At 41.5% G+C, this 25,981-nt stretch carries 22 protein-coding genes and 1 pseudogene; 13 read left to right on the plus strand and 10 right to left on the minus strand.

The window, feature by feature from the left end:
• Positions 1-173: 173 nt before the first annotated feature.
• The 4 genes from H6G92_RS31885 to H6G92_RS31900 form a co-directional block, all read right to left on the minus strand.
• Entirely contained in the window at positions 174-1,142 is a 969-nt protein-coding gene (locus H6G92_RS31885) for an FTR1 family iron permease (protein ID WP_190899959.1), read from the minus strand.
• A 184-nt stretch (positions 1,143-1,326) separates the two neighbouring features.
• Complete coding sequence (locus tag H6G92_RS31890) at positions 1,327-1,761, minus strand: ferritin-like domain-containing protein (protein ID WP_190899961.1); 435 nt, start codon at positions 1,759-1,761, stop codon at positions 1,327-1,329.
• Positions 1,762-1,933: 172 nt separating this feature from the next.
• Positions 1,934-2,971 (minus strand): helix-hairpin-helix domain-containing protein, encoded by a 1,038-nt coding sequence (locus tag H6G92_RS31895; protein ID WP_190899963.1) that lies wholly within the window; start codon positions 2,969-2,971, stop codon positions 1,934-1,936.
• A gap of 163 nt (positions 2,972-3,134) precedes the next feature.
• Complete coding sequence (locus H6G92_RS31900; RefSeq protein ID WP_190899965.1) at positions 3,135-4,160, minus strand: multicopper oxidase domain-containing protein; 1,026 nt, start codon at positions 4,158-4,160, stop codon at positions 3,135-3,137.
• Positions 4,161-4,757: 597 nt separating this feature from the next.
• Here H6G92_RS31900 and H6G92_RS31905 point away from each other — a divergent pair.
• From H6G92_RS31905 to psb27, 7 genes are all read left to right on the plus strand, one after another.
• On the plus strand, positions 4,758-5,444 hold the full coding sequence (locus tag H6G92_RS31905) for an energy-coupling factor ABC transporter permease (RefSeq protein WP_190900008.1): 687 nt from the start codon (positions 4,758-4,760) through the stop codon (positions 5,442-5,444).
• On the plus strand, positions 5,431-5,730 hold the full coding sequence (locus H6G92_RS31910) for an energy-coupling factor ABC transporter substrate-binding protein (protein ID WP_190899967.1): 300 nt from the start codon (positions 5,431-5,433) through the stop codon (positions 5,728-5,730). Before H6G92_RS31905 ends, H6G92_RS31910 begins: the two co-directional genes overlap by 14 nt.
• Entirely contained in the window at positions 5,727-6,539 is an 813-nt protein-coding gene (gene cbiQ, locus H6G92_RS31915; protein ID WP_190899969.1) for a cobalt ECF transporter T component CbiQ, read from the plus strand. The genes H6G92_RS31910 and cbiQ overlap by 4 nt, the downstream gene beginning before the upstream one ends.
• On the plus strand, positions 6,514-7,344 hold the full coding sequence (locus H6G92_RS31920) for an energy-coupling factor ABC transporter ATP-binding protein (protein ID WP_190899971.1): 831 nt from the start codon (positions 6,514-6,516) through the stop codon (positions 7,342-7,344). Before cbiQ ends, H6G92_RS31920 begins: the two co-directional genes overlap by 26 nt.
• Before the next feature lie 180 nt (positions 7,345-7,524).
• The gene (locus tag H6G92_RS31925; protein WP_190899973.1) at positions 7,525-9,126 is read left to right on the plus strand and encodes a glycosyltransferase family 39 protein; all 1,602 of its coding nucleotides are present in this window, start codon (positions 7,525-7,527) and stop codon (positions 9,124-9,126) included.
• Positions 9,127-9,230: 104 nt separating this feature from the next.
• On the plus strand, positions 9,231-10,376 hold the full coding sequence (gene cofH / locus H6G92_RS31930) for a 7,8-didemethyl-8-hydroxy-5-deazariboflavin synthase subunit CofH (RefSeq protein WP_190899975.1): 1,146 nt from the start codon (positions 9,231-9,233) through the stop codon (positions 10,374-10,376).
• A 183-nt stretch (positions 10,377-10,559) separates the two neighbouring features.
• Complete coding sequence (gene psb27 / locus H6G92_RS31935; RefSeq protein WP_190899977.1) at positions 10,560-10,964, plus strand: photosystem II protein Psb27; 405 nt, start codon at positions 10,560-10,562, stop codon at positions 10,962-10,964.
• Positions 10,965-11,107: 143 nt separating this feature from the next.
• Here the strand turns inward: psb27 and polA are convergent, their stop codons facing one another.
• Entirely contained in the window at positions 11,108-14,053 is a 2,946-nt protein-coding gene (gene polA, locus H6G92_RS31940; RefSeq protein WP_190899979.1) for a DNA polymerase I, read from the minus strand.
• Between the two features lie 551 nt (positions 14,054-14,604).
• Between polA and H6G92_RS31945 the strand changes: the two genes are divergently transcribed.
• Complete coding sequence (locus tag H6G92_RS31945; protein ID WP_190899981.1) at positions 14,605-15,312, plus strand: choice-of-anchor E domain-containing protein; 708 nt, start codon at positions 14,605-14,607, stop codon at positions 15,310-15,312.
• Between the two features lie 281 nt (positions 15,313-15,593).
• Positions 15,594-16,463 carry a Cof-type HAD-IIB family hydrolase gene (locus H6G92_RS31950; protein ID WP_190899983.1) on the plus strand — a complete coding sequence of 290 codons (870 nt, stop codon included), beginning with the start codon at positions 15,594-15,596 and terminating at the stop codon, positions 16,461-16,463.
• A gap of 181 nt (positions 16,464-16,644) precedes the next feature.
• On the opposite strand, the gene H6G92_RS31955 is transcribed toward H6G92_RS31950, so the two are convergent.
• Complete coding sequence (locus H6G92_RS31955) at positions 16,645-17,310, minus strand: DALR anticodon-binding domain-containing protein (RefSeq protein ID WP_313890019.1); 666 nt, start codon at positions 17,308-17,310, stop codon at positions 16,645-16,647.
• Positions 17,311-17,795: 485 nt separating this feature from the next.
• Between H6G92_RS31955 and H6G92_RS31960 the strand changes: the two genes are divergently transcribed.
• A complete protein-coding gene (locus tag H6G92_RS31960; protein ID WP_190899985.1) occupies positions 17,796-18,554 on the plus strand; it encodes a Crp/Fnr family transcriptional regulator in 759 nt (252 codons plus the stop codon).
• A gap of 54 nt (positions 18,555-18,608) precedes the next feature.
• Here the strand turns inward: H6G92_RS31960 and H6G92_RS31965 are convergent, their stop codons facing one another.
• The 4 genes and pseudogenes from H6G92_RS31965 to H6G92_RS31980 all read right to left on the minus strand — a co-directional run bounded on the left by H6G92_RS31965 (position 18,609) and on the right by H6G92_RS31980 (position 24,187).
• The gene (locus H6G92_RS31965; protein ID WP_190899987.1) at positions 18,609-19,655 is read right to left on the minus strand and encodes a PstS family phosphate ABC transporter substrate-binding protein; all 1,047 of its coding nucleotides are present in this window, start codon (positions 19,653-19,655) and stop codon (positions 18,609-18,611) included.
• A gap of 306 nt (positions 19,656-19,961) precedes the next feature.
• Positions 19,962-21,362, minus strand: a pseudogene (locus H6G92_RS31970) (ABC transporter substrate-binding protein).
• Between the two features lie 25 nt (positions 21,363-21,387).
• Complete coding sequence (locus H6G92_RS31975; RefSeq protein ID WP_190899988.1) at positions 21,388-22,791, minus strand: serine/threonine-protein kinase; 1,404 nt, start codon at positions 22,789-22,791, stop codon at positions 21,388-21,390.
• 382 nt (positions 22,792-23,173) lie between these two features.
• Positions 23,174-24,187: a LysR family transcriptional regulator gene (locus H6G92_RS31980; protein WP_190899990.1), complete on the minus strand. Its 1,014-nt coding sequence runs from the start codon at positions 24,185-24,187 to the stop codon at positions 23,174-23,176.
• 212 nt (positions 24,188-24,399) lie between these two features.
• On the opposite strand from H6G92_RS31980, the gene H6G92_RS31985 reads away from it, so the two are divergent.
• From H6G92_RS31985 to H6G92_RS31990, 3 genes are all read left to right on the plus strand, one after another.
• On the plus strand, positions 24,400-25,122 hold the full coding sequence (locus H6G92_RS31985; protein ID WP_190899993.1) for an NnrU family protein: 723 nt from the start codon (positions 24,400-24,402) through the stop codon (positions 25,120-25,122).
• Positions 25,123-25,289: 167 nt separating this feature from the next.
• A complete protein-coding gene (locus H6G92_RS40555; RefSeq protein WP_277926806.1) occupies positions 25,290-25,415 on the plus strand; it encodes a hypothetical protein in 126 nt (41 codons plus the stop codon).
• A 121-nt stretch (positions 25,416-25,536) separates the two neighbouring features.
• Positions 25,537-25,923 carry a thioredoxin family protein gene (locus tag H6G92_RS31990; protein WP_190900000.1) on the plus strand — a complete coding sequence of 129 codons (387 nt, stop codon included), beginning with the start codon at positions 25,537-25,539 and terminating at the stop codon, positions 25,921-25,923.
• Positions 25,924-25,981 lie beyond the last annotated feature (58 nt).

The raw sequence follows: 25,981 nt of genomic DNA on the forward strand, positions 1-25,981 counted from the left end.
TACTTCTCCCAAAAATCGAGATTTGGGCATTGTTAAATCTCAACCCAAATCCCGACAACAACCCACTTTGAACTTATCTCCATATCCTGCTTGACATTTTGACCATCGCCTTAAGTTGTCACCAATAGTCTCTGACTGGGAACGAGGAAAAAAATATAAAATTGACTGTGCTTTTAATCCTTTGCAGAACTAATCGGTTTTTGAGCAAAGGGGATATTTTTTTTACTCTCAGGAGAAGCACCTCCAAGACTGCGGAAATATAGTCCTCCAATGGTGAGCAAAAATGCCACATATCCCACTGCTTGCACAAGATAGAGATTGTCTCTGTAACCAAATAAAGATTTAAGGATAATGCCAGGAAACTTTTCGTCAGGCAAAATTGTGGAAGTATTTGAAACCATTGGCCCCAAAATACATGAGTGGACTTTAGTAAAACGTTCGTAATAGAAACAAAGGCTTTCTGTCGCACGACTGCTAAGGGCAAAGTTAGCCACAGCTTCGTCAAAATGTTTCAAGGCTGAAACTACCAACCCAGCGACAATCAACACTAAGAAAACGCCCATTACCTGGAAAAACTGGCGGATGTTAATTTTGACACCCCATTTAAATAACAACACCCCAATGGCAGATGCCGTTACCAAACCACCAATAGCACCCAATGCTGGCATTAATCCCTGTTGAAAATTAGCAGCAACGAACAGAACAGTTTCAAAGCCTTCGCGGACAACGGCAATTAAAATTAAAGTAAAAACACCCCAGCCAGCATTTGAGTTTTGTGTCAGCGCTTCTGTTACTGCTCCTTCAACTGTAGCTTTCATGAATCTGGCTTGTTTAGTCATCCAGATTAACATCCAACTGAGCATTGCGATCGCTAACACGCCAAACACACCTTCTAACGCTGGCTCAACTACGGTGGTGTATTGAGGATTCGCTGCTCCCAGTACTTGGATTAGCCAACTGAATAGCACACCTATTAAAGCACTGACGACAATGCCAACGCCAACACCAGCATATACCCAAGAGTTGAGTCGGGATTGTTTAGCTTTTTTCAGCAAAGCTAGCACGATGCCAACAACAAGGGCAGCTTCCACTCCTTCTCGGAGTGTTATTACAAAAGTAGGTAGAGCAGTACTAAAATTCATCTTTTGTCCTTTGTGTTTTGTCCCCAAAGTTATTGTCGTCAGAAGCTAAATATTGAAAAATCCAGAGCGGAGGAAACCTCTGCTCCGGTTTTTCGCTCCGTTCAGACTTCTATCTTTGTCATTAGTCCCTAGCCAATGACTAATGACTAATGACTAATGACTAATGACTAATAACTAATGACTATTAGCTAAAATCGCGTAGCATCTTTTTCAGTTCGAGATTATGCATCTCTTCTTGCCCAATCATGCCGCGAGCGAATTCTTCAAGATAAATGCTGGCATTGGTGACAGTTTCAAGCAGATTTTTATACAAATCCAATGCCTTTTTTTCATGAGATAAGCTTTCTTCCAAGATATCCTTGACTTTATGCTGGTAGGTTTCTTCCATTGGGGCAATTTTCAGAGAGGGATGCCCATCTAAACCAGTGAGAATTTCTCCCACTTGTTCGGCATGAAGTAAAGACTCACTTGCCTGTGCTTTGAAAAAAGCCACGATTGGAATACGGTTAGGGCCAGTGACCATCAAAGAATAATGTGTATAGCGCACTACCCCTGCTAGTTCAAATTCCATGATGGCGTTCAGCAGGTCAATGGTCTTTTTATGGTCAAGTTCTTGCATCAGTTGTTAGTTCAAGTAATGAATGGAGTGTAATTAGTTAGGAGTTAGAAGTGAGGATTTGGAAGTTAGGAGTTAACAGTTCGGAATTCATAACTCATAATTCATAACTCCTAACTCTTAACTCCTAACTATTTTAAACTCATTATCATATACTTCCCATTAAATCAAAATGTTATCGCTGTGCTTGGGTATTAGATTTATTAACCACTTTTTGAGAGTTTTCCTCAATGGTTTTCACCAGCTTGGTAACATCATTAGGAGTTTTGACTGCTTTTGCTGGTGGGATGGCGGCGGGCCAAACTTTTATTAGTTCAGCGAAACTAGTATCGATCGCTTTGTGTGCTTCGGAATCTGCTTGAGCTACTTGGCTAGAAATTCCTTTGTATAAATCATTGGCGTAAACGACAAAACCACGAGAGTCTTGATACTCAATTGGCGCGGTTATTTTACCATCTGCGATCGCAGCGCCATATTCGGAGTTAGCTGAATCTAGTAGTTCGTTAATTACCTGTAGCACAAATCCTGGTTTTGAACGTTGTTCTGCTGGCAAAGCTGCGATCGCGGAATCAACTGCTTGCACTGAAGAAGTAAAATTAGTTTTAACTTTGCTATCCTTGGGACTAGATTTCACTAAATCTTGCAAACTTACCAATGTTGTCTTAAATTCTTTAACTTTGCGCTCATTCAATTGTTCTTCTACATCAACGTAAATCTCCTCAACTGGATGTCCAATATGAGGTTCTGCCTGTTTCGGCTGATTTTGATCCAGCAGTTCTTGTGCTACCAAAAGATGCCCTTTCATTAAGCCTAATTTAGACATATAGTCAACATCTTTTGCCTCACCTGTGAGTACCACTTCTTGAACACCAACCTGGTCTTTAATTTGGTCGAACTGTTCTTGAGTAATTACTTTTTTAGTAACTAAATCTTCTGGGCTGCCATAGGGACGACTTGCCTGGATTTTGTTCGATAAAGCCGGAACGCCTAGTTTGGCTTCAAACTTATCCAATTCTGACAAGATAGCAGTGTTAATGTTAATTTTTTCTTTGCCACCGTGACCACTATGACTGTTATTACTTGCTGCCTCTGTAGCTTGAGGGCTAGCAACTGGTGCTGATGGATTTTCGGCGGTTGGTGTACTACTACAGGAACTCAAGGTAACTATTACGGCTGCTGCTGCTGTTAAACAGATATAACGAAGTTTTATCATCTTTGCTCCTCGCATAATTAAAAATGTATTAATTAGAACATGTCAAACTATTACTAGAAGCTAGTTTGTTTGACACATTGTCATAGACTTTACTGTTGCATATAATGATATTTTTTATCAACTATTTAGCTGAACTTTAATGAATTAATTACAAATTATCCAGTTAAGAATGTTTAACAGGGTTTTGAGAATTACTCTCAGTAAGTACTTCAAATTGACCCATGCAACCGTTTTCTGCGATCGCATCCTGATGCGGATGAAACATATACTTACCTGGATAGCGAAAAGCAAATTCCAAAATGTGCCTTTCCGCTACACCCATCGTAATCACATCAGTTTTCTCGCTAGCAGTCATACTCATGCCATAGCGATAGACATCAAAGAAGTTGGCGTGGAGATGAAACGTCACTGCCGGATCGTATTCAATGATGTTGAGGACATACAGCCGAATCAACTGATCTTTGTAAATGCGAATGGGATGATGCATGTAATAGTGGGGCAGACCATTAAAGGCGTAATAATCATTATGGCTATCATCATTCACGTCATACCCACCCATCACTAGCACGATTTCATCGGCCGGGGGACGGGGAGTAGGTGGATCGATGATAAACATTCCATACAGCCCCTTAGCGATGTGACGGGTGACTGGTTCAATATGGCAGTGGTATAAGTGAACGCCATAGGGTTCAGCATCAAATTCATAAATCGTGGCTTTGCCATTGCTGATTGGGCGAACACCATCCATTTCTGCTGGATGAACGCCATGAAAATGCAAAGAGTGAGAATGTCCCGCATTGTTGAGAAATAGTACTCGGATGCGATCGCCCTGTTTTGCCCGTAGCGTTGGCCCTGGTATGCGACCGTTTAAATCCCAGATGTTGTAAGAGACAGCACTATTGAGTTTTATTATGGAAGTACCAGCAGTTAACTGAAATTCCCGGATAGTCCGCCCATTTTCTTGCTTTACCGTCCCATAATCAAAATCCCTTAACATCTTCATTGGGTTAGTAACGCCGTCAGATGCTTCCATATCAAATGGTGGCACTTTGACTATTGAATGACTTTGTAGATTTAGCATGTGCCAAAGTGCAGCTGCACCAGTTACTCCAGCCCCTGCTAGTCCCAGCTTCAGTAATTCACGGCGGCTCCACGGTTTTCCATTACCCAGAGCGAAGTTGTTGGGCATGACATTTAGTTACGGTTAGCGCCAAAAAAGAATTGCAAAAGATTTTCAATTGCTTCTAAATATTAGAGGAATTAATAATTATTGTCAATAATTTTGCAGTGCTTCAGAATTGCTGCTTTAAGTTATTAAATTTAGCTAAAACTAGAATCAGTCCCTGAAAATTCCAGCCAATTTTTTTTGAATTCTATCAGTACTTATCTCTTAGATATGTATAAATAATATTCAAGTGAAGCTAATTTCTCATATCTATTTATTGATATGCTTATTGCCTTAGCAGTACTTAGAATCCAAACAATGCGTATAATAGCACCTGGATATGGACGAAACAAAGAGACTCTTGCTATGCTGTGGTGCATTTTATTTGCTTAGAGATGAGATAAATTGCATTTCCATAACATTGTCAGTACATGGAATTTTTAATTTTTAATTTTGAAGTGTTTATTAGAGCATCCGCTGATTTAAACTTAGTTTTTAAAATGTATTTGCGAGGTATACAGCGTGCCAAGAATTCTTCTCAAGTCAAAAGGCGTATCACTAATTTTGATAGGTATTTTGAGCTTTTATCTAGTTGTTGGAACGTCTACACCAGCCTATGCCATGCACATTATGGAAGGCTACTTACCAGGGAATTGGGCAATTTTTTGGTGGGTAGTGGCGTTACCATTTTTTATTTTAGGATTGCGATCGCTGACTCGCATCACCCAAGCCAACCCTGAACTAAAATTACTCTTGGCATTGGCGGGAGCTTTTACCTTTGTCTTGTCAGCGTTGAAACTTCCTTCAGTCACGGGTAGTTCTTCCCATCCTACAGGCACAGGGTTAGGAGCGGTGCTATTTGGCCCGTTAGCTATGTCGGTGCTGGGAGGTCTAGTTCTGTTATTTCAAGCCCTGCTGTTGGCTCATGGCGGCTTGACGACACTAGGGGCAAATGCTTTTTCGATGGCGATCGCAGGCCCATTTGCTGCTTACTGGATATATCATTTGACGATGCGGCTAACTGGTAAGCAAAAAATAGCTATATTTTTAGCAGCCGCCTTGGGAGATTTACTCACCTACATCATTACTTCCGTACAACTCGCTCTTGCTTTTCCCGCACCCGTAGGTGGATTTATAGCCTCATTTACCAAGTTTGCAGGAATTTTTGCGATTACTCAAGTTCCTCTAGCAATTAGTGAAGGTTTGCTAACTGTATTGGTGTGGAATTGGCTACAATCTTATACACCTCAAGAACTAGAATTTTTGAAATTAATCAAAGGGGAAGCTCAACACAATGAAACAGTCTAAGAAAAAATTGAGTAATTGGCTGTTGCTATTAGGAGTAGTAGTATTGTCAGTAGCACCACTAGTATTAATTAAAGGAGAATTTAGCGGCGCAGATGGTCAGGCTGAAGATGCAATCAAAGAAATTCAGCCCGAATATAAGCCTTGGTTTAATCCATTAGTTGAGTTACCAAGTGGAGAAGTCGAAAGCTTATTATTTTCCGTGCAAGCGGCGGCGGGTGCTGGAGTAATTGGTTATGTAATTGGGTTGTATAAAGGGCGATCGCAACATCAAAGGAATAAGGAATGAGTCTGCAAATAGATACTCTTGCATACACTAATCGGTTACGGTGGTTAGCACCAGAGCAGAAATTACTGTTTGCGATCGCTCTGTTGATCATCGCTGCCTTTAGCCATCCCCTAGTTCAAGTTTTGATTGCAGTTTGGATGAGTACTTGGACAATTATATATGCAGGTATTCCTAGCAAAATTTATTTTAAACTAGTGTATGTTGCTACTTTATTCTGGTTAACAAGTTTACCAGCTTTAGTGTTCAATGGCGTAAATATTTCTCACTTACATTTAGTGCAAACTGACTCAGCAGCAGGTTTTAATATTGGCTCTTATTATGTGTACATCAGTATTCACGGTATTGAGCAGGGATTAACGATTTTAACACGAGCGATCGCCTCTCTTTCCTGCTTATATTTCATCATGTTAACTATCCCTTTTACCGAGCTTTTACAAGTCCTGCGTCGCGTGGGTTTTCCTGTGTTACTAACCGACCTATTATTACTAATGTACCGCTTTATTTTTGTCCTATTAAACACAGCATCTGAATTATGGACTGCTCAACAATCTCGTGGTGGCTACTGCACTTTTAGCCTTGGGATGAAAAGTTTAGCTCTCTTAATTGGACAATTACTCAAACGAACCCTAGAAAACTATCGTCAAGTATCATTGGCTTTGGCATCACGGGGCTTCAATGGAGAATTTAAAGTTTGGCATCCTCATCGCTACCATTTATCTAAGCGATATGCCATCGAAGCAATTCTAGGATGTGCGTCATTAATCGCCTTGGATTGGTACGATCATGCAACAATTTTTACTCGAATTTGAGCAATTACATTACACTTATCCAGGCGCACAACAATTAGCTTTGAATGGTTTGAATCTGAGGATTCCTTTTCACAAAAGATGTGCGTTAATCGGGCAAAATGGTTGTGGTAAAACCACATTATTTTTATTAGCTAACGGTCTATATAAACCTCATAAAGGTAAAGTATCTTGGCAAGGAAAACCTCTGCAATACGACCGTCAATCACTGATAAAGTTACGTCAACAAGTAGGGCTAGTTTTTCAAGATCCAGAGCAACAACTGGTAGCTTCTACTGTTGAAGAAGATATTTCTTACGGCTTGTGTAATTTGGGATTGCCAACAGGAGAAATTAAACAGCGAGTCGAGCAAGCCTTAGTAGAATTTGGACTTACTGAATTAGCTCAAAGACCAGTTCATCATCTCAGCTTAGGACAAAAAAAGCGAGTTTCTATAGCTGATGTCATGGTGTTAAAACCAGAACTCCTGTTGCTAGATGAACCAACAGCCTATTTAGATAAGTTGCATACTCGTAACTTGATGACAACTCTAAAAAAGATTCATGCAGATGGTACAACTATACTAATGGCAACCCATGATCTTGATTTAGTTTATCGTTGGGCAGACTGGATATTTGTGATGGATCGGGGACAACTTGTGATGGAGGGAAAACCACAAGATGTATTTACCCAGCGTGAAGTTCTCGAAGATTTACAGCTAGGAGTGCCATTGATATATGAGATGCTATTTACTGAGGGTTCACCCGAAGAAGAACCAGTTTTAGAACGTTTGCGGCAAAGGATATTTAACTTGTTCCGTTACTTTTAGTAAGCGGCTCCAGCCCTTGCTACAAATTCCCTTAATAGCTATTTTGCAGTTAATTAATAAAAGCTGATCTTCTGATTGCAATGGCTCTTGGCTAATAATCTTAAGCATCTAAAAAACTGATTTACAAACTGCTGCTATGGGACTTCATAAACCTACAATCAGCAATATAATTCGATATTCATGATAAACAGACAATCAGTACTTGCAAAATATTTTCCTCCTATTTGGCTACGATTTTTAATCATTACTTTGTTAATATTAGGGATATTTTTCCGCTTCGCCTATCTGGATCGAAAAGTCTATTCGCACGACGAAGCTTATACCTCATTACGAATTTCTGGTTACACTAAAACAGAATTTGTTCAACAAGTGTTTAATGGGCGCGTGTTTGCTGTTGGAGATATACAAAAATATCAACAGCCTAATTCTGAAAAAGGTTTAATCAATACAATCAACTCTTTGGCGGTGGAAGATGCCCAGCATCCTCCACTTTATTACGTGATGGTTAGATTATGGATGCAATTTTTTGGCAATTCAGTAGCGACTACGAGAAGCTTGTCAGCCATAATTAGCTTAATAGCCTTTCCTATCATTTATTGGCTGTGCTTAGAATTATTTCACTCACCCATAACGGCATGGATAAGCGTAGCTTTTCTAACAGTATCGCCCTTCCATGTGCTGTACGCCCAAGAAGCAAGGGAGTTCGGTTTATGGATGGTGACTACTTTGCTAGGGAGTGCTACACTGCTGCGAGCAATAAGACTGGGTAGCAAGCAGCTTTGGGGGATTTATGCAGTAACAGTGGCACTAGGATTGTACACCTTTTTATTTTCTGGGTTGCTAGCGATCGCCCACGGTATTTATGTATTTGCCATTGAACGCTTTCGATTCACCAAAACCGTTAAAGCTTATCTAATAGCAACTAGTGTCGGCTTTTTAGCTTTCGTTCCTTGGATTTTAACTGTTATTAATAGCTTGTCTGAAATTGAGCGCACAACAGCCAGTGCTCAAACCAGACAATCTGTGTCAGCTTTGGCTTCTGGTTGGATTGCCAATATTAGCTGTTTGTTTGCTGATTTTTGGCGCTACGAACCATTTTTTCCAGATTTGAATTTGCCAGTTTTGCGCTGGGGTCGATTTTTAATTCCCTTATTACTAATCTTGGTAATATATTCATTCTTATTTCTTTATCGTCAAGCAGGAACACGAATTTGGTTATTTGTTTTTATCTTAAGTGGAATACCTGCTTTAGCTCTCATATTACCTGATTTGATTATTGGAGGTAAGGTCAGTCTGCGACCTAGATATGTCATTCCGTGTTATGTAGGCATTCAGCTAGCTGTTGCTTACTTGCTGGCGGCTCAAATTATTTCTTCTAAGTTAATAGCCCGCAAATTGTGCCAATTAGTAATGGTAGTAGTAATTTCTGCTGGAGTTCTATCTTGTGTCGTCAGTTCTCAAGCCGAGACATGGTGGAATAAAAGCAGCCATGCTAATCCTCAAATAGCTCGCATCATCAATAAAGCTAATGATCCACTATTAATTAGTAGTAATTATTCTCTAAATATTGGTGATTTAATGTCTCTCATTCATCTGCTAGATCATAAAGTGCAGATGCAATTGCTAACTGAACCAACTATGCCAAATATTCCTGATAGGTTCAGTGAACTATTTTTGTATAATCCTTCTAAAAAATTTCGATCTGAGCTTGAGAAGAAATACAAATTAGTCGATGTTTTCCAGTATAGTAGGCTGTGGCGGCTAGAACAGAAAAAAAGCTAAATTTTCTATAGCTGGAATTCTTCTGAGATTGGTGTATTTATTAAGTAAAATTTTATTATTTACCAGATCATAAAATTAAAATTTACTGAGAAAGAAAGAAAGTAATGCTGACAAAAATTGCTGTTGAAAAAATTCTTGAACGTGCCTTGATGGGGTACGACTTATCTCCCGAAGAGGGAGTGATATTGTTACAACAAACTGAGCCAGAGGCGATCGCAGCAATACGGACTACATCCGACACACTGCGCCACACTCAAGCAGGCGATACAGTTACATACGTAATTAATCGTAATATCAACTTTACTAATATTTGTGAGCAGCACTGTAGTTTTTGTGCTTTCCGTCGAGATGATGGTGATGTCGGTGCATACTGGTTAGATTCGGCGCAAATTTTGGAAAAAGCAACAGATGCAGTGCAACGGGGCGCGACGGAAATCTGTATGCAGGGGGGATTAAATCCACAAGCGCAGATAAGCGGCAAATCTTTGCCCTATTATCTCAAAGTTGTAGAAACCATTAAACAGGAATTTCCCCAGATACATCTCCACGCTTTCTCACCCCAGGAAGTGGAATTTATCGCCAGACTTGATGGACTTGAGTATGCTGATGTGATTACTGCTTTGCGTGATGCTGGTGTTGGCTCAATGCCGGGAACAGCAGCGGAAGTGTTAGACGATAAAGTAAGGCGGATACTGTGTCCAGAGAAGATTGACACAGCCACTTGGTTAGAAATTGTCAGCACTGCTCACAAATTAGGCTTGCATACCACCAGCACCATGTTATCTGGGCATATTGAAACCCACGAGCAGCAAATCGGGCATTTAGAAAAATTGCGATCGCTCCAAAAAACCGCCATAAATCAGGGATATCCAGCAAGGATCACAGAGTTTATTTTATTACCCTTCGTTGGGCAAGAAGCGCCCAAACCCTTACGTAGTCGTGTCGGACGCGATCAACCAGTTTTGAGTGATGCACTGTTGCTAGGCGCTGTGGCGCGGATTTACTTGGGTAATTGGATTCCCAATCATCAGCAGAGTTGGGTCAAACTGGGGCTTGGTGGTGCGACAGAAGCTTTGGTTTGGGGTTGCAACGATATTGGCGGCACCTTGATGGAGGAGCACATTACCACAATGGCTGGTGCTTTGGGTGGTACGTGTATGGAAGTGGAAACCTTGCAAGCTGCGATCGCTTCTTTAGGAAGACCTTACCAACAGCGCAATACTCTTTACCAAAAAGTCATTGGTCATTAGTCATTGGTCATTTGTACTGAACCGTGTCTTTTGCGCAGCCTTTCGTAGAGAAGTATTGGGCATTATTGGTTATTCTCTTTGTCCCCTTGTCCCCCTGCTTCACTCTCCCACTCAGCACTAAATTGATCCCCAAGTCACCAATCCAAGATAGGATGGACGTTGATTTACGTATTCTTTTACTTAATGCATATGAAGCGCTATTGGTCGCGTTTGCTTGCGCTGGTTTTGGTTGTATCTATCGGCTTAATGGGCTGTTCTGGCAGTCCAGATAGTTTGACTGGGGATTATCGCCAAGACACCTTAGCTGTGGTCAATGTTATGAGACAAGCTCTGGATTTATCACAAGATTCACCAGAAAAAGCAGCAGTTCAAGCGGAAGCGCGTCAAAAAATTAATGACTTTTCAGCTCGCTATCAGCGAGTTAACTCTGTTTCTGGTCTTGGCTCCTTTACAACCATGCGAACAGCCCTCAACTCCCTAGCTGGGCACTACAGTTCTTACCCAAATCGTGCCGTACCCGAAAAACTCAAAAATCGTTTAGAGAAGGAGTTACAGCAGGTAGAAGCAGCACTGAAGCGTGGCGGTTAACTCTTAACTATTGCTTACTCCATCATCAAGAGTCGATACTTTTGACTCTTGATGATTTTGCCAACTTGATATATGTCGGAGGATTAAATTTTCAACTAAACTGATTGACACTTTTCTACCTAAAAGTCTTGTCATAGTTCAAATTACTTCGTCTCCATCCAATTATCACCGACACGCGCATCCACCAATAACGGCACACTCAACTGAGCTGCGTTTTCCATCACCGACTTAATTTGCGGTTGTAATTCTTCCCATTCATGAGGGGGAATTTCAAAAACTAATTCATCGTGAACTTGCAACAACAAACGCGCCTGATAGTTCTTCAAAACCTCATGCAATCTCACCATTGCAATTTTGATAATATCAGCATTGGAACCTTGAATTGGTGCATTAGCAGCAGAGCGTAGTAAACCTGCATCGTAAGCACCCAAATTTTTCAATTTACTCAGATCAATATCTTCTGGGTTACTGCCTTTTAATTTACGTAAACTGTTATTAGTAAAGTCAAAGTAACGACGACGACCGAAAATAGTTTCTACATAACCAAGAGCGATCGCTTCTTTTTTCACTCGTTCCAAATATGCAAATACTTTCGGATATCGTTCATTAAAACGCTTAATGAACTCGTTGGCAATGGTCTTATCTATCCCAGTTGAGCGCGAAAACCTTAGAGAACCCATTCCATAAATCACGCCAAAATTGATAGTTTTTGCCATCCCTCGTTCTTCGGAGGTTATATTTTCTTTTTCAAACACTAACCGCGCCGTAACAGTGTGAACATCTTCATTTTGCTGATATGCTTGCACTAATATTGGCTCTTGACTCAAATGAGCCAATATCCGCAATTCAATTTGTGAGTAATCAGCAGCCACCATTAACCAGCCAGTTTCTGGCAAAAATGCCTTACGAATTTGGCGACTAAAAGCTGTGCGAATGGGGATATTTTGCAAATTCGGATTAGAAGAAGATAACCTACCAGTTGATGTCGCTGCTTGATTAAAATCAGTATGCACTCGTTGGGTATCTGGACGCACTAATGCAGGTAATGCATCAACATAAGTAGACTTTAATTTAGATAAGGTGCGATACTCAATGATCGCTTCAACAAAACCAGTTTTATCATCTTCTTGGAGTTTTTCCAGTGTTGCTGCGTCTGTAGAGAAACCCGTTTGAATTTTACGAGAATGTTTGGTGCTTAACCCCAATTTTTCAAATAAAATTTGGCTCAATTGTTTAGGAGAACCTAAGTTGAAATTTTCCCCAGCTATTTCAGTTGCTTGCTCTTTTAACCTAGCTAACTCCGTTTCTAAATGCTGCGAAAGTTCTTGTAAATAAGCTGAATTAATGCGGACACCCGTATATTCCATTTGGGCTAAAACTGCTTCTAGTGGCTGTTCCACTTCCACTAATAGCTTAGATAAAGTTGGAATTTGATCCAGTTCCTCACGCAATTTTGGGACTAAGCCAAAAGTAGAATAAGCATCCATACCGCAGTAATCTGCTACGGCGGGAATATCTATATCAGCGATGGTTTTGCCTTTAGGAACTAAATCTAAGTAACTTTTTGCTATCAATCCCAAATATCGCTGTGCCAAATCCATCAAATTATGACTTGAATCTGGATTTAGAATGTAACTTGCCAGCATGGGATCAAACACTACTCCTGCCAAATTAATTCCTTGACACTTTAAAACTAAGCGGTCAAATTTAGCATTCTGTAAAGCTTTGGGATAATCAGCACTTTCGAGAATTGGGCGTAATGCTTCTAGCACCAAATCTTTATGCAAATTTTCCCCAGTTTTATGCCCCATAGGAATATAGGCTACTTCATCTGGTTCCGTTCCCCAACAGCAACCAATTCCTACTAACTCAGCGTCTCTTGGTTCTAAAGCTGTAGTTTCAGTGTCCCAAGCAACGGGTGTTTCTGGGTTGGTGAATTTTTGCAAAAGTTTCACTAACTCAGTTAATTTGGCTTCAGTGTTAATGATGCGTGGTGTAATTGGGGAAGTAGATTGTTGTGGAACTGCGGCTGTATCACTAGCACTGAAAAACCACAAATCATTATCTTCTTCAGCGCTGAATTCTGAGTTAATAGAGTTGGAATTACTTGCGTCTATTTTGGCTTCTTGTTTGTCTTCAACTTTGCCACCAAAACGTTGCTGGAGGTCGTTGATCTTACCTAAAAAAGACTTGAATTCTAATTTTTCTAAAATTGGTGATAAAACGCTTGTATCAAAACCTTTTAATTTGCAATCTTCTAAATCAAATTCTATAGGAACATCTAAAACTATAGTTGCCAAATAGCGAGACTTCTCAGCATCTTCTTTACCCGTTGCCAGTTTTTTCTGAGTTGCGCCTTTAATTTCATCTAACGCAGCATAAACATCGTTAAGGGAACCATAGGTATTTAGCAGCTGCACTGCTGTCTTTTCCCCAATTCCCTTCACCCCAGGAATATTATCTGATTTATCACCACAAAGAGCTTTGAAATCAACAATTTGTGAAGGTAAAACCCCCATTTTTTCTTTGACTTGTTCTGCTTCAAATTCCGTAATGCTATTTGTAGAGCGCTTTAGAGCATCTGGGCTAAAATTCAGAACAGTGATTTCTTTGTCAGAGTCGATCAGTTGAAATAAATCGCGATCGCCAGTGAGAATCTTCACCCTATACCCAGCAGCAGTTACTCGTTGTGCTAAGGTTCCCAAAACATCATCTGCCTCGTAACCAGGGGCAGTGAAAATTGGGAGATTGAAGCCATTGAGCAACTCATGCAAATTTGCTAAGTCGGGAATGAAGTCTTCTGGCGTTTCTTTGCGATCAGCTTTATAAGTATCGTCAGCTTCATGGCGAAAAGTGGCCTCACCCAAATCAAAAGCGATCGCCATTGCTTGGGGCTGTTGTGTTGCCATTACCTCCAGCAGGCACTTCACAAAACCAAAACATATACTGGTAGGAATCCCTGCTTTAGTACGCAGTCCTCCATCTCGCCCTTTGGCGAAAGCAAAGTATGAACGATAAGCCAGGGAGTGCCCATCTACAAGGATGAACGTAGGGCGTGTTGCGGTTACAGAAGTCAAAGTTTCAGACATAGCCCTATTTTAGCCAGAAGCTTTGTCACATAGTTAGCAATTTCCGATGCTCGTTCAGCTTGCTTTGGCGAGAATAGCGCAGTTTTTGCGTACCCATTGCTCCTGCATATAATTTTCGACAAAGTGATGTCTACGCATTGGCAGCTTTAGTACGGAAGCCCAGTAGAAACAACTTTTAGCAGGGATACCACCCTAATTAAGTACGTGAGTATCAACATAGTAACCAGATAGTAACCAGATTCCCGATTTTTCACCAGAAGTCTGGGATCTATATCCTGAGCGTTTTATGTTTAATTAGGTTGACCTAGCTTACTTCTCAGAAACAAACAAAAACTAGCTTAATATTTCGACATAAAATTACCACTATCAAAGCCTCTTTGCCTTAACAAAACTTTATATGTACCAATCAAAAAGTATATTTTCCGAAGGAACTTGGACATAAAAACTTTACATAAATTTACGTGAAATTATCAATCCTACAAGCAAAGTTTCAGAGTTAGAAATAACTTAGTAATCCTGTAATGATTCGTTTTAGAAAAGCATCTTCCATCATGACAACAAAACTATTGAACACTCTAGCTGCTGCTACAACTTTGGCAGGAATTGTTGCAACATCTGGAGCGGCTAATGCAGCTTCTCTCTCGTACACTAGTTCCACTAATTACGAATTCACAGATATTATTGATGCACCTCTGAGCGTCCAACAATTTAATTCATCTCTAGGCACGCTCCAAGGTGTAACAATAGAATTTACTGGAGACATACTCGGAAATGCAGGTTTTGAAAATAGGAGTCAAACCCCGACTCAGGCGACAGTAAACCTTGCCAGCGAATTTAGCTTAGAACTAAATAATCAGTCTCTATTGGCGCTGAATCCTCAATATTCTTACAGTTACCAAGTTGCTAAATATGACGGTATCACTGATTATAGTGGCACCTCTGGAAAGACTGTTTCTAACTTAACCGCCACACAATCTGCTACCCAGTCTTTCACTAATACCCAACTTTTGCAGTCTTTCATTGGTAATGGCAACATAGACTTCTTGTTCTCAGCTATAGCAAACTCAGTAGTTACAGGATCGGGCAACATGAGATCCTATATTGATACTTATGCCAAAGCAGGTATTAAAGTAACCTATAACTACGATGATGTGAAATCAGTACCTGAACCCTCTGCCACACTTGGAGTTGCTTTAATCGCTGGGCTTTGTCTGTTGTCACAACGCAAAAAAAGCTGGCTCAAGGTGTCAAATTCATAGATTTTCTTGAATAGGTGGGTTTTTCCCATGCTATCTATCGGTCAGGCTCTCTAATTTAAATTAAAAACCCCGATTTTTTCGAGAATCGGGGTTTTTTGTTGCGATTATTAGCCAGAATTTGGAACAATATTCAAAAAATACTATAGCAATCTAAAATTGTGTGATTCAGCATCCTCATGTTAAGGAAATTAGGTTGACTAGAGAACCCAATTTTTTCTACTACTCCCCACTGGTAGCTAGAGCCTGTTAACCTCTTACTGGAACTTAAAATCTAGGAAATTATGCAGAAAGCATCTGCTACACATTTGGTATCTACTGATAATCAGGCTGCTGCAAAAGACATTAAACTATTAGTTTTGGATATAGATGGCACGATCGCTGGACACTCGAATACCATTAGCGCAGGTGTAAAGCAAGCTATTATTGCGGCCCAAGCACGAGGAATTCAAGTGGCGATCGCTACAGGTCGAATGTATCGTTCAGCCTTGCGCTTTCACCAAGAAATCGGCTCTACCTTGCCATTAATGGCCTATCAGGGAGCCTGGATTCAAGATCCGATCACCCAAAAAGTTCATCGCCATTGGGCTGTTTCCAGGGAAATCGCCCACCAGCTACTCGACTATTTTGAACAGCCTGAGTTGCGATCGCTCCTATCTGTCCACTTCTACATCAATGATCAGCTATACGTCCGTGAGTTAACTAGAGAAACCAAAATTTATGCAGAACGTTCTGGGATTACCCCGATTCCTGTAGGTGATTTGCGCCAAGCCTTAACGAATGAACCGACAAAAATTCTTGCTTTATGTGATGACACAGATGTGATCGACCAGCTATTAGGCAATTTGCGTCGCCAATACACACCAGCTGAACTTTATCTCACAACATCTGTTGCTACCTTCTTTGAAGCAACTAACGCTTCTGTGAATAAGGGAACTGCTGTACGTTACCTAGCCGAAGAATTGCTGGGATTACAGTTAGTTAATGTTATGGCTATTGGCGATAACTTCAATGATTTGGAAATGCTGGAGTATGTTGGACTCGGTGTAGCTATGGGCAACGCACCAGCAGGAGTGCAAGCGATCGCTCAGTGGGTAGCTCCTAGCGTAGAGGAAGACGGAGCAGCAGTAGCAATTGCAAAGTTTTTGCTGTAATGAGGGCACTTTTTCAAACCTAAACCATATAAATCAGAAAGGACACCGACGACTGGCCGTGTTTCGTCTCGGTGCCCTAGCTGGTTCGCTCCTCACACACCTGCTAATGTAGCCGAGGTGATGCATTGAGTCAATAGCTATTATAAAAGTTTTTATTTTATACCTAAGCGACATTACCGATTTATAACTCTAAAGGCGCAACAATACCCAAGTTTTCCTCTAGGACAAATCTTAATACTGACTGAGTAGCCATAAGCAATCCGAGTCTAGCTTGGGCTAGCTCTGGTGAGCTAATTTTCACCTCACCCCAAATCCGGCAATTAGACCAGAAGTTTTCAAAAGCTTGGCTCAAACTCAGCGCTACTTTTTCCCATTTCACAGAACCGCTAATATCAGGACACTCTATGTTGTCTACCACTTGTACTAACTCCGCAATTAGATGACGCTCATCTGGGTGATTTAGCCGCAGTCTTCCGTCACAATTGAGCCAAGGTAAAGGGTTAGGAGAGATAACACTCCAAAAATCTGGACTAGTATTTGGAACTGGTTCTCTAAGTTTAATCAATCCTTCTCGGTGAGCCAGCAGCACTAGCGAACAGCAACGTGCATGGGCGTACTGAACAGCAAATAATGAATTGGACATTGGGTATGGGGCATTAATTGTCTCCTCATCTTCCCCCTGCTCTCTCTCTCCCCCTAGACTCCCCACTGCAAGACTTTGTAACCAAGTCGCTAACTTCAAGTGAGTCAATTCAAAATGTATGCAGCCAGGGGGAACAATTTGGATGCTAAAAACGTCGCCACAAGTCCTCGATAAATCAGAGGCGATCGCACTGGCAAGCTCCATAGTTTTTCGATTCTGAGATTTTGACAGCTGCAACGCCACACTTGAGATATATAAAATGCTACTTTCATCTCTATCTTTATATAGATGATTTTTTCCAACTTTTATGTGTACTTTTTCTACAATATAAGTATTAGTGCTTAGTATCTTTATTAAGTGGCTATTTAATAGCTGTTTAATTGACGTATATTTGCTAACTAGTAATTTATAATGCACGTAATTTCATTGAAATAATCATGTAAAATATAATTGTTGATTTTCTGTCATCTATCTTGCGATATAAATTTAATTTAGATGAAGAAAAATGAGAAGAGGATAAAATTTGATGAATAATCGATGAATAGTAAGTAAACTTTACTACCATCATTGTACAGTAGGAAGTATAACAAAAGAGTAGAGAGTAATTTGCTTTCTATTCTTTGGATTGGCTGGCGCTGTTAGGCGTTAAGCCTGCCTCGCCAACACAAAGACACTCCTTGCACCTTTTTATGACGTCTTTGTCTTCAGCCGAACGCTCTTTGTTACCTATGCAATCTCCATCCTCCTTTTCTGAGGCATCACGGCCTTTTTTGACTTGGCAACGCATTCTTGACTGGGCTCAAGAACACTACCGCTGCCGTACCTTTAGCAAAGATGAGCGCATTCCAGCCCGGCCTGGATTGCTATATTTGGTGCAAAGGGGTGCGATCCGTATGGTAGGAACCGCCCAAGTTAGCGCGACTGCCAGCCAGCTAACGTCTCGACGAATTAACAGAACCCCAGAAGAAGCGTTCTTGGGTTTTGTAGGAGCGGGACAGCCATTTGAAATTGTTGCTCAGTCACCATTCACACTCCAGGCTTACGCCCATGTTGACCAAACTGCGGTGCTGTGGATGTACTGGCATGACTTAGACAACTGGCCTCACTTTCGTCGCGAAGTAATGGATGCCTTTAGGTATCAGCACCAGCGTAAGCTACTGTGGCTGAGTGCCTTGGGACAACGCCGCACAATTGACCGACTCTTAGGATTTCTCACATTGTTAATTGAGGAATATGGAGAGCCAGCAATGAGCGACACTGATCCTGATGTGATTCGCGGCTATTGTCTGCCTTTTCCCCTCACCCATGCCCAAATTGGGAGCGCGATTGGTTCGACCCGTGTCACCGTCACCCGCTTGATGGGTAAGCTGCGTCAACGCGGCTTAATCCTCACCCAAGGGGATAATCTGATTTGCTTGCCAGCAGAGTCGATTAATAGAGCTGGTTAAAGCACGGTTCAGAGCGGCGATTTCCGCCACTCTGCCTGAGTGTAATCGCAGGTGTCAGCGAATTTTGACAAACCCAGCTTGGGTAATCAGTTCCTGTCCCTGCTCAGTTAGCAGTAAGTTGGCGTAAGCGACACCTGCTTGCTGCTCAGTCTGACCATTCTGTTTGACCACCACAAACAGATTGCGCGTAATCGGGTATTTTCCTGATTGGAAAGCCTCAATGTTCAATTTGTTTCGTTTACCAGGACATTCGGACGGGAGGACAGATGGTTCTTGGTAGGGAGCAATATATTGCCCTTGTGTGCGCCCCAACGGCAAGGGTTTGATTGAGCATTGAGGAATCACCTCTGGGGCAGAAGCGTAGTAGATGCTACCAGGACTACCAGCCAATTTTTGCAAGGCTTGGGTGGTTGTGGAGATAAATTCCACATTGGAACTGAAAGCTTGACCACCCAAGATGTCTTGAACAAAAAGTTCGACTGTACCGCCATCAGCTATGCGGCGAGAATAGGGCTTAATTAGAATATTGGGGCCACCCACCTGGCTCCAATTATTGATTTTGCCTGTGTAAATTGACTTTAACTGGTCTACCGTGAGTCCTGAGATATTGAGGTTAGGGTTAACTGCGACTGCCAAACCATCAATTGCCACAGGAATTTGTTTCAAACTGAACCCACGCTGCTGGGCACGGCTTAATTCCTGATCTAAAACTGGTCGGGAGGACTGGGCAAAGGCTAGTTGACCGTCTATTAGCGACTGGATACCAGTACCAGAACCAGGAGATGCACTGCTGGGTTCTACATAACGCAGCCGAAGTTCTGGTCGCGCCGCTTGAATTGCTGAATCAACTACTAGTCGAATCGGTGCCCAAGATGTACTGCCACCATAATTGAATAATCCTGTAGGAACATCCTTTACTAAAGTGAAAGTATTGCCACTAGGTTGTTCTAGTGCGGTTTGGGGTGTTTTGGTGCTACCAGAATTAATTGTATTTAGGTCAACACCAGATTTTCTAGTAAACCACCAAAAACCGCCAGCTATTAGCCCAACCGTGATTAGGATGGATAATACAAGAATAGTTGTTTCATTTTTTTGGGACATAGTATAATTACCCGCGCGTCCATTCAATATAAGTGCTTGACTTGATAAGTGCTTGCTACTTGAGATTGTATTTGGAGGACGGGTGTTTTATTAACGAATACTGACAAATCCTCACTTCTGACTAGTTTAGAAGCCAAAGTATAATAAATTTTTCCTGGATTATTCGTCTTTTATCTCAAGGCTTGAGTGTTGTTAAGGATAAATAAGTTGCTATTTGACCTAAAATTTTCCCAATAAAGCTCAATTTCTCATCTTGAGGGTTTTTCCAGGTTAACGATTGGTTAATTTTAAATTTTTTATTGCTGATTATCGCACTAGTTCAAAGTCATAGCCGGTGCGGGAGCGAGAACCAGGAACGATTTTTACAAGTTGGACTGGTGCATTGCGATCGCCTGATGCTAAAAACCGAATTGTACCAGAAGCACCACTGGCAGAAAAGTCAGAGGAGAAGAGTGCTTGTTGAACTCCCGCTCGTGTGGGGTTACGTCCTAATGCCGCAATCAGAGCTACAGTGGCATCATAGCTGAGGGCGCTTCGCCAACTTACATCACCGCCCCATAACTGCCGTGATTTCTGAGGAAAATCTGACTTGGGATCGCTATCAATATGCCAGGGAACTGCCACTACCATCCCTGTAGCTTGTTCTCTGCCAATTTCTAAAGTTTTGACAGTGTAAACATCATCTCCCGCCAGTAGAGTTAACCGTTTCTGGTTTATCTGAACTACTTGCAGTGCTTTGTCCAAAGTTTCAGTGTTAGCAGCTAACATCAACACTTCTGCACCTTGTTTAGTTGCTTGTTCTACACTTTTAGCGGCACTAAAACCCACCTGGGACAAATCAAATTCGCTGGATACTTGTCCACCCTCTAGGGAAACAGATGAAACAAACTCTGACTTTAAAGACTGGCTATAGTTACTCTGAGAATTAAAGAAAACCGCTGCATTTTTTTTCTGCAAGGTTTTCACCATGTAGTTGGCTAAAGTTCTAGCAGCCATAAAATCACTAGGAACCGTGCGAAAAACGTAGCGGCTAAAGTTAGAAATTTTTACAGATGTACTGGTAGGGGAAATTGCTACAAGTTGTCCAGAAGTATAAATAGTACCTGCTGCTAAGGTGGAATCGCTAGTATTAGGCCCAACTACACCTAATACTTCTGAATTACTGACTAGGTTAGAAGCGATTTGCTTCGCTATTTCTGGATTGTCGTCGTCGTTGGCTATTCCCACCCTCAAGGGTACTCCCTTGATTCCTCCAGAGGTATTAATTTCATTTTGGGCTTGGGCGATGCCACGCAAAATTTATAAAGAAACATTGGGGTCAGTGCCGAATGGTACAGAAGCCACAATGGTGTAGCTCTTGGAAGAGGCGATGCGGGCATTGTTCAGAAAGATCAGCGCTTCTGGATCATTACGGTTGAGTTTTAGGGCAGTAGTGAAATTAGCGATCGCTTTGTCGTAACTTTTAGCAGCGATCGCCTCTACGCCCTCTTTTTTTGCAGGAGAAACTGCACCTGGAGTCAAAGTTTTTTCCCCAAAACTAATCCGGTCTTGTAGGGATGGATTGCTGCCTAGTTCCGACCCTGGAATGATGTTATTACCAATTTTGATCCCAGAGCCATTAGTAAACCACCAAACTCCACCGCCAACTATGCCAACTGTCAGCAGAAGGGCCAAAGCTAAAATTGTGGTTTCATTCTTTTGTGACATGAACAAATTTGAATAAAAAAAAATTTTAAAGTATCAGAGATAATAATTTATAAATAAGTCTAAATATAGCTGTCAGTGAAATAGCTACTAAAGCTGCTGCAATTGATAAAATTACTACTGCCTGAATACCAAGACCCCCCTGTAAAAAGGGAAGAAAAAAAATAATCGCAAAAGTAATTGCCGGAATAATTAATAAATCGAACTTTTCAATCCATCGCCTAGTTTGGGCAAATATAAGTATTCCTAAAATCACACATGCAACACTTAAAGTAACTATTGGTTCTTTTACGAGACTGAAGAGAGCGATCGCTATCAATGCTCCTTCAAATCCACTAAATGCCGCCCCACCCAATAATTCCACTGTAGAAAACGCTGGTTGAGTTGGCGGACGGCGGGGAACAACGGGATTAGCACCTTTTGCCGTTTGTGGCGGAAGTGTTACAGAGGGCGAATTAAGTTGTGTAGGGGCTTGAACCGCCTGTAAGTTAAGTGCATCTAAAACCTCCTGGGCTGACTGGAAACGCTGATTAGCAGCAGGTAGCAACATTTTGTCTAATATATCAGCAAGGCGGGGGCTGACAGTCACTTGGGTTCGCCATTTCCACTGATTGCTATAAGCATCAAATAGTTGAACTGCTTCCTGATTTGTCAATAAAGTAATAAGAGTTACAGCTAAGGCGTATAAGTCTGTAGATGGGAATACTTGACCCCCAGCCATCTGCTCAGGCGGTGCAAATCCCATAGAATAAATTCCTGTGGAAGAAGCAGCAGAACCAAGTGCAGCATTTGTTACTTGCTTAACTGCACCAAAATCTAGTAAAAAAAGTCTACCATCACGACGGCGCATGATGTTAGAGGGTTTAATATCTCTGTGGATAATTCCTCTATGATGGACAAACTTTAGCACCTTCAGGATTTCTTGCAGCACCTCCAACACTTGCTGTTCAGAAAATTTGCCTTGTTGAACTAATTCTTCTTCTAAGTTTTGCCCATCAATGTATTCTTGGACTAAGTAAAAAAACTGGTCTTGCTGTCCTGGTTGCAAGCTATTTACTATCACTGGAAAGAAGGCAAATAAGTCAGGTATTTGCTCGTGATCGTTACCCAGCTGTGCTAAAACTTCTGCCTCTCTCTCAAACATCAACTGTGCTTGTTGCAGTTGATTTAAGGTTAAATTTCCCGATGGTTGAAACTGCTTCACTACGCATTGACGCATTCCTGGTATTCGGCGATCGCGTGCCAAAAAGGCTGCTCCAAATCCCCCTCTTCCCAGCAACTTCATGGGGACATATCGACCATCTAGCAGCAATGGCATACCACAGGTCGTACAGTACTTTTGCTGCGTTGTTTTCAGCGTCGTAATATCATCTAAATCGGCAAAATAGTTTTGTGGGCGTGGACAACGTGGACGAGTACAATAAACTTCCATTTTCGTGATTAGTCATTAGTCAAAATAATTCGTAATTGATAATACTCGCCATTTGCGTAGCGTCTCGTAGATAAGACGAGAAGCAAGCTACGTAATTCGTAATTCATAATTCATTCAGCTTACATAGAAACTAAATTTCTTTATCAAGAACAGGAAACTTTTTTACTGATATCAAATCCTTAGCTTGCCTACGACAAGCTACGCGAAAAGCTATGAGATAATAATTACGAATTACGTTAGTGCAGCGATCGCGAGTCCGCTTACTCTGTAAGAGTTGCAAGCTATGCTTTTAGCGTCTCGTAGAGAGCGTCATTACGAATGGTCATTGGTCATTTACAAAAAACGACATAGACACCCTAAGGCTAGGACTAATGAGCAAATTTTAGTCTTCGCCAGAAGAGGTGGATGTCGCTATATCCAATGTAGTTACCACTATGCTTTTTTGTGCCAATGTTAACACATCTTGACTCCATCCAGGATTAGCAAACTGGGGCAGAATTTCCCGACTAAAAGCTTCTGCGGCCTTGGATCTATAGCGATTAGGATTAAAAATCAGCCACAGTGTCCGTTTGACGACAACGCCTTCAATAGGGGTACGATGCAGAACACCCATTTGTAACTCTTTAGCGATCGCACTAGTTGAAACAAAGGCAGCTCCCAAACCAGATTGCACAGCATTTTTAATTGCTTCAATGGAATTCAATTCCATCTCAACCTTAAAACGTCTGGTATCAATTTCACAGCGTGCTAGTACTTGGTCAATTACTTTGCGGATAGTTGATTGGGAATCTAGGGCAATGAATTGTAATTTGTATAAGTCTTCTTTTTGGATTTTTTCAAGTTTGGTAAAGGGATGAAAGACAGGTAAAATCAGCGCTAGTTCGTCTTCCGCGTAAGAAAGAACTTCCAAGGATTCTGATAGTTCACCGGGAATTTCACCGCCGATAATTGCCAGATCAACTTGTCCGTTAGCCACACTCCAAGCAGTCCGTCGGGTAGAGTGGACGTGTAATTGCACTGCCACATCTGGATATTTTTGTCGGAACATACCGATCATTCTGGGCAAAAGATAAGTGCCGGTGGTTTGAGAAGCACCGACAATCAAAGTACCGCCTTGGAGATTTTGCAAATCCTCAATCGCGCGGCAGGTTTCCTGACACAGGCTGAGGATTTTTTCACCGTAACTTAGGAGTAGATGCCCTGCTTCGGTTAATTGGGCGCGTCGTCCTCCACGGTCGAATAGGGGGACATCTAGCTGCCGTTCAAGATTTTGCACTTGCAAGCTGACGGCAGGTTGGGAGACGTAAAGACTATCAGCGGCACGCTTGAAGCTTCCTTCTTGTGCGATCGCTTTTAAAATACGTAACTGATCTAAAGTGAAAGGAAGGTCAGACATAAGGCTCAACCCACAAACTTTGAAAGGAGCGGATGCACACAACAAATAAAGTTTGGCAGCAATCAGCCGCGCATGATTTGTTGCATATTAAACTTGAAGGCTTGACTCGAAAAGGACAGTAGCACAACATCTTGACTAAAGTCTCCTTTGGAATACTTTGTGGTATTGGTTGTACTGAATTCAATTTTCTTTAAATTACTTCACCCGTCTATATGCTGCCGATTTCTTGGTTGACACCCAGTCATTTTGTCATACTGGGGTTACAAATAGTTTTTGCGATCGCTCACAGTGGAGGAGCTGCTTTGCGCCCTTGGGCAGAAAAATATATTGGCCCAAGGCTTTATCGCATTCTCTTTGCATTAGTCAGCCTACCGTTGGCTGTGATATTAATTATTTACTTTTTTAGGCACCGCTATGATGGTTTGCAACTTTGGCAGGTACAAGGGGTGCTAGGAGTACGAGAATTTGTTTGGCTGCTGTCAGCAATCTCGTTTTTGTTTTTATATCCTGCTACCTTCAATCTACTAGAAATTGCTGCCATTCAAAAGCCCCAAGTTCATCTCTACGAAACAGGAATTATTCGGATTACCCGTCATCCCCAGATGGTAGGACAAATAATTTGGTGTGTTGCCCATACTCTGTGGCTGGGTACTACCTTTACCCTTGTGACTTCCATTGGATTAGTGTTGCATCACTTGTTTGGGGTTTGGCACGGGGATCGCCGTCTCTTGCATCGCTATGGGGAAGCCTTTGAAATTGCCAAACAACGGACTTCAATTATTCCCTTTAAAGCAATTATTGATGGGCGTCAATCTATCAAATGGCAGGAATTTCTCCGTCCTTCCTATTTGGGAGTTGCCATTTTTATAGCTTTGCTTTGGTGGTCGCACCCTCTGTTGCTGGAAGCAACTAGTAAGATAAAATGGGAAATTTAGGTGATCCCCAGTGTCAGCAGAAAATGCAAAACAGATGAGGATTTCAGCTTATCAATTGCCCCAAATCAATGTAGGATAAGTTCAAACATCTATCAGTGGGGGTGCTCTGAGTCAAGTTAAGATTTTAAATTGGTAGTTGTTGGTCAGTTGCCTTTCCTTGGGAATAAATGGCAGATTCAGTCAAAATCCAAGGTGGCGACGGCAATCAGGAGTCTAACATCCAAAAAAGCCACCGTGAAAGCCGCGCTGGCTTTTTTGTCAGAGACACATCAACGCGCTCAATTTTTGTCTAATTATTTTGTGTCCTGAGATTTGGTTCCTGAAAGCATCTATCGGCAGTTACTGATTTGCCAATCCTTCACTTCAGTGCTGATAGGTAGTTTGATATAAAAACCTTATAATCCAAGAGGCGTCATGGTGTTGTCGGTTAGTGAGCGGACATTTACTCAAGAAGTTTTAGAATCTCCTATTCCTGTCTTAGTTAATTTTGAAGCACCTTGGTGTGGCTTGTGTCGGGTTATCCACCCACTGTTATTGCAATTTCAAGCCCAATGTGGGGAAGAAATTAAACTAGTTGGGGTTAACGCCGATCAAAATTTTAAATTGTCTACTACTTATAGGCTAAAGTCACTGCCAACTTTACTATTGATTGAAAATGGCACTGTTCGGCATCGCTTAGAAGGCTTTCGCGGCAGAGAAGATTTACGTCTAGCTTTAGAAGACATTAAAGCTAGCTACAGCAAGTGCCCGAAAATTTACAATAGTTCAAAAACAGTGGACTTAGAGTGTCGGTCAGCCTGAAGAGATTGCCCAGTCGTGAGTAATAATTAAACTCACGACTGGGCACTCAGCACTCATA

This window comes from Nostoc foliaceum FACHB-393 (assembly GCF_014698505.1).
In the GTDB taxonomy this organism is placed as follows: domain Bacteria; phylum Cyanobacteriota; class Cyanobacteriia; order Cyanobacteriales; family Nostocaceae; genus Nostoc; species Nostoc foliaceum_A.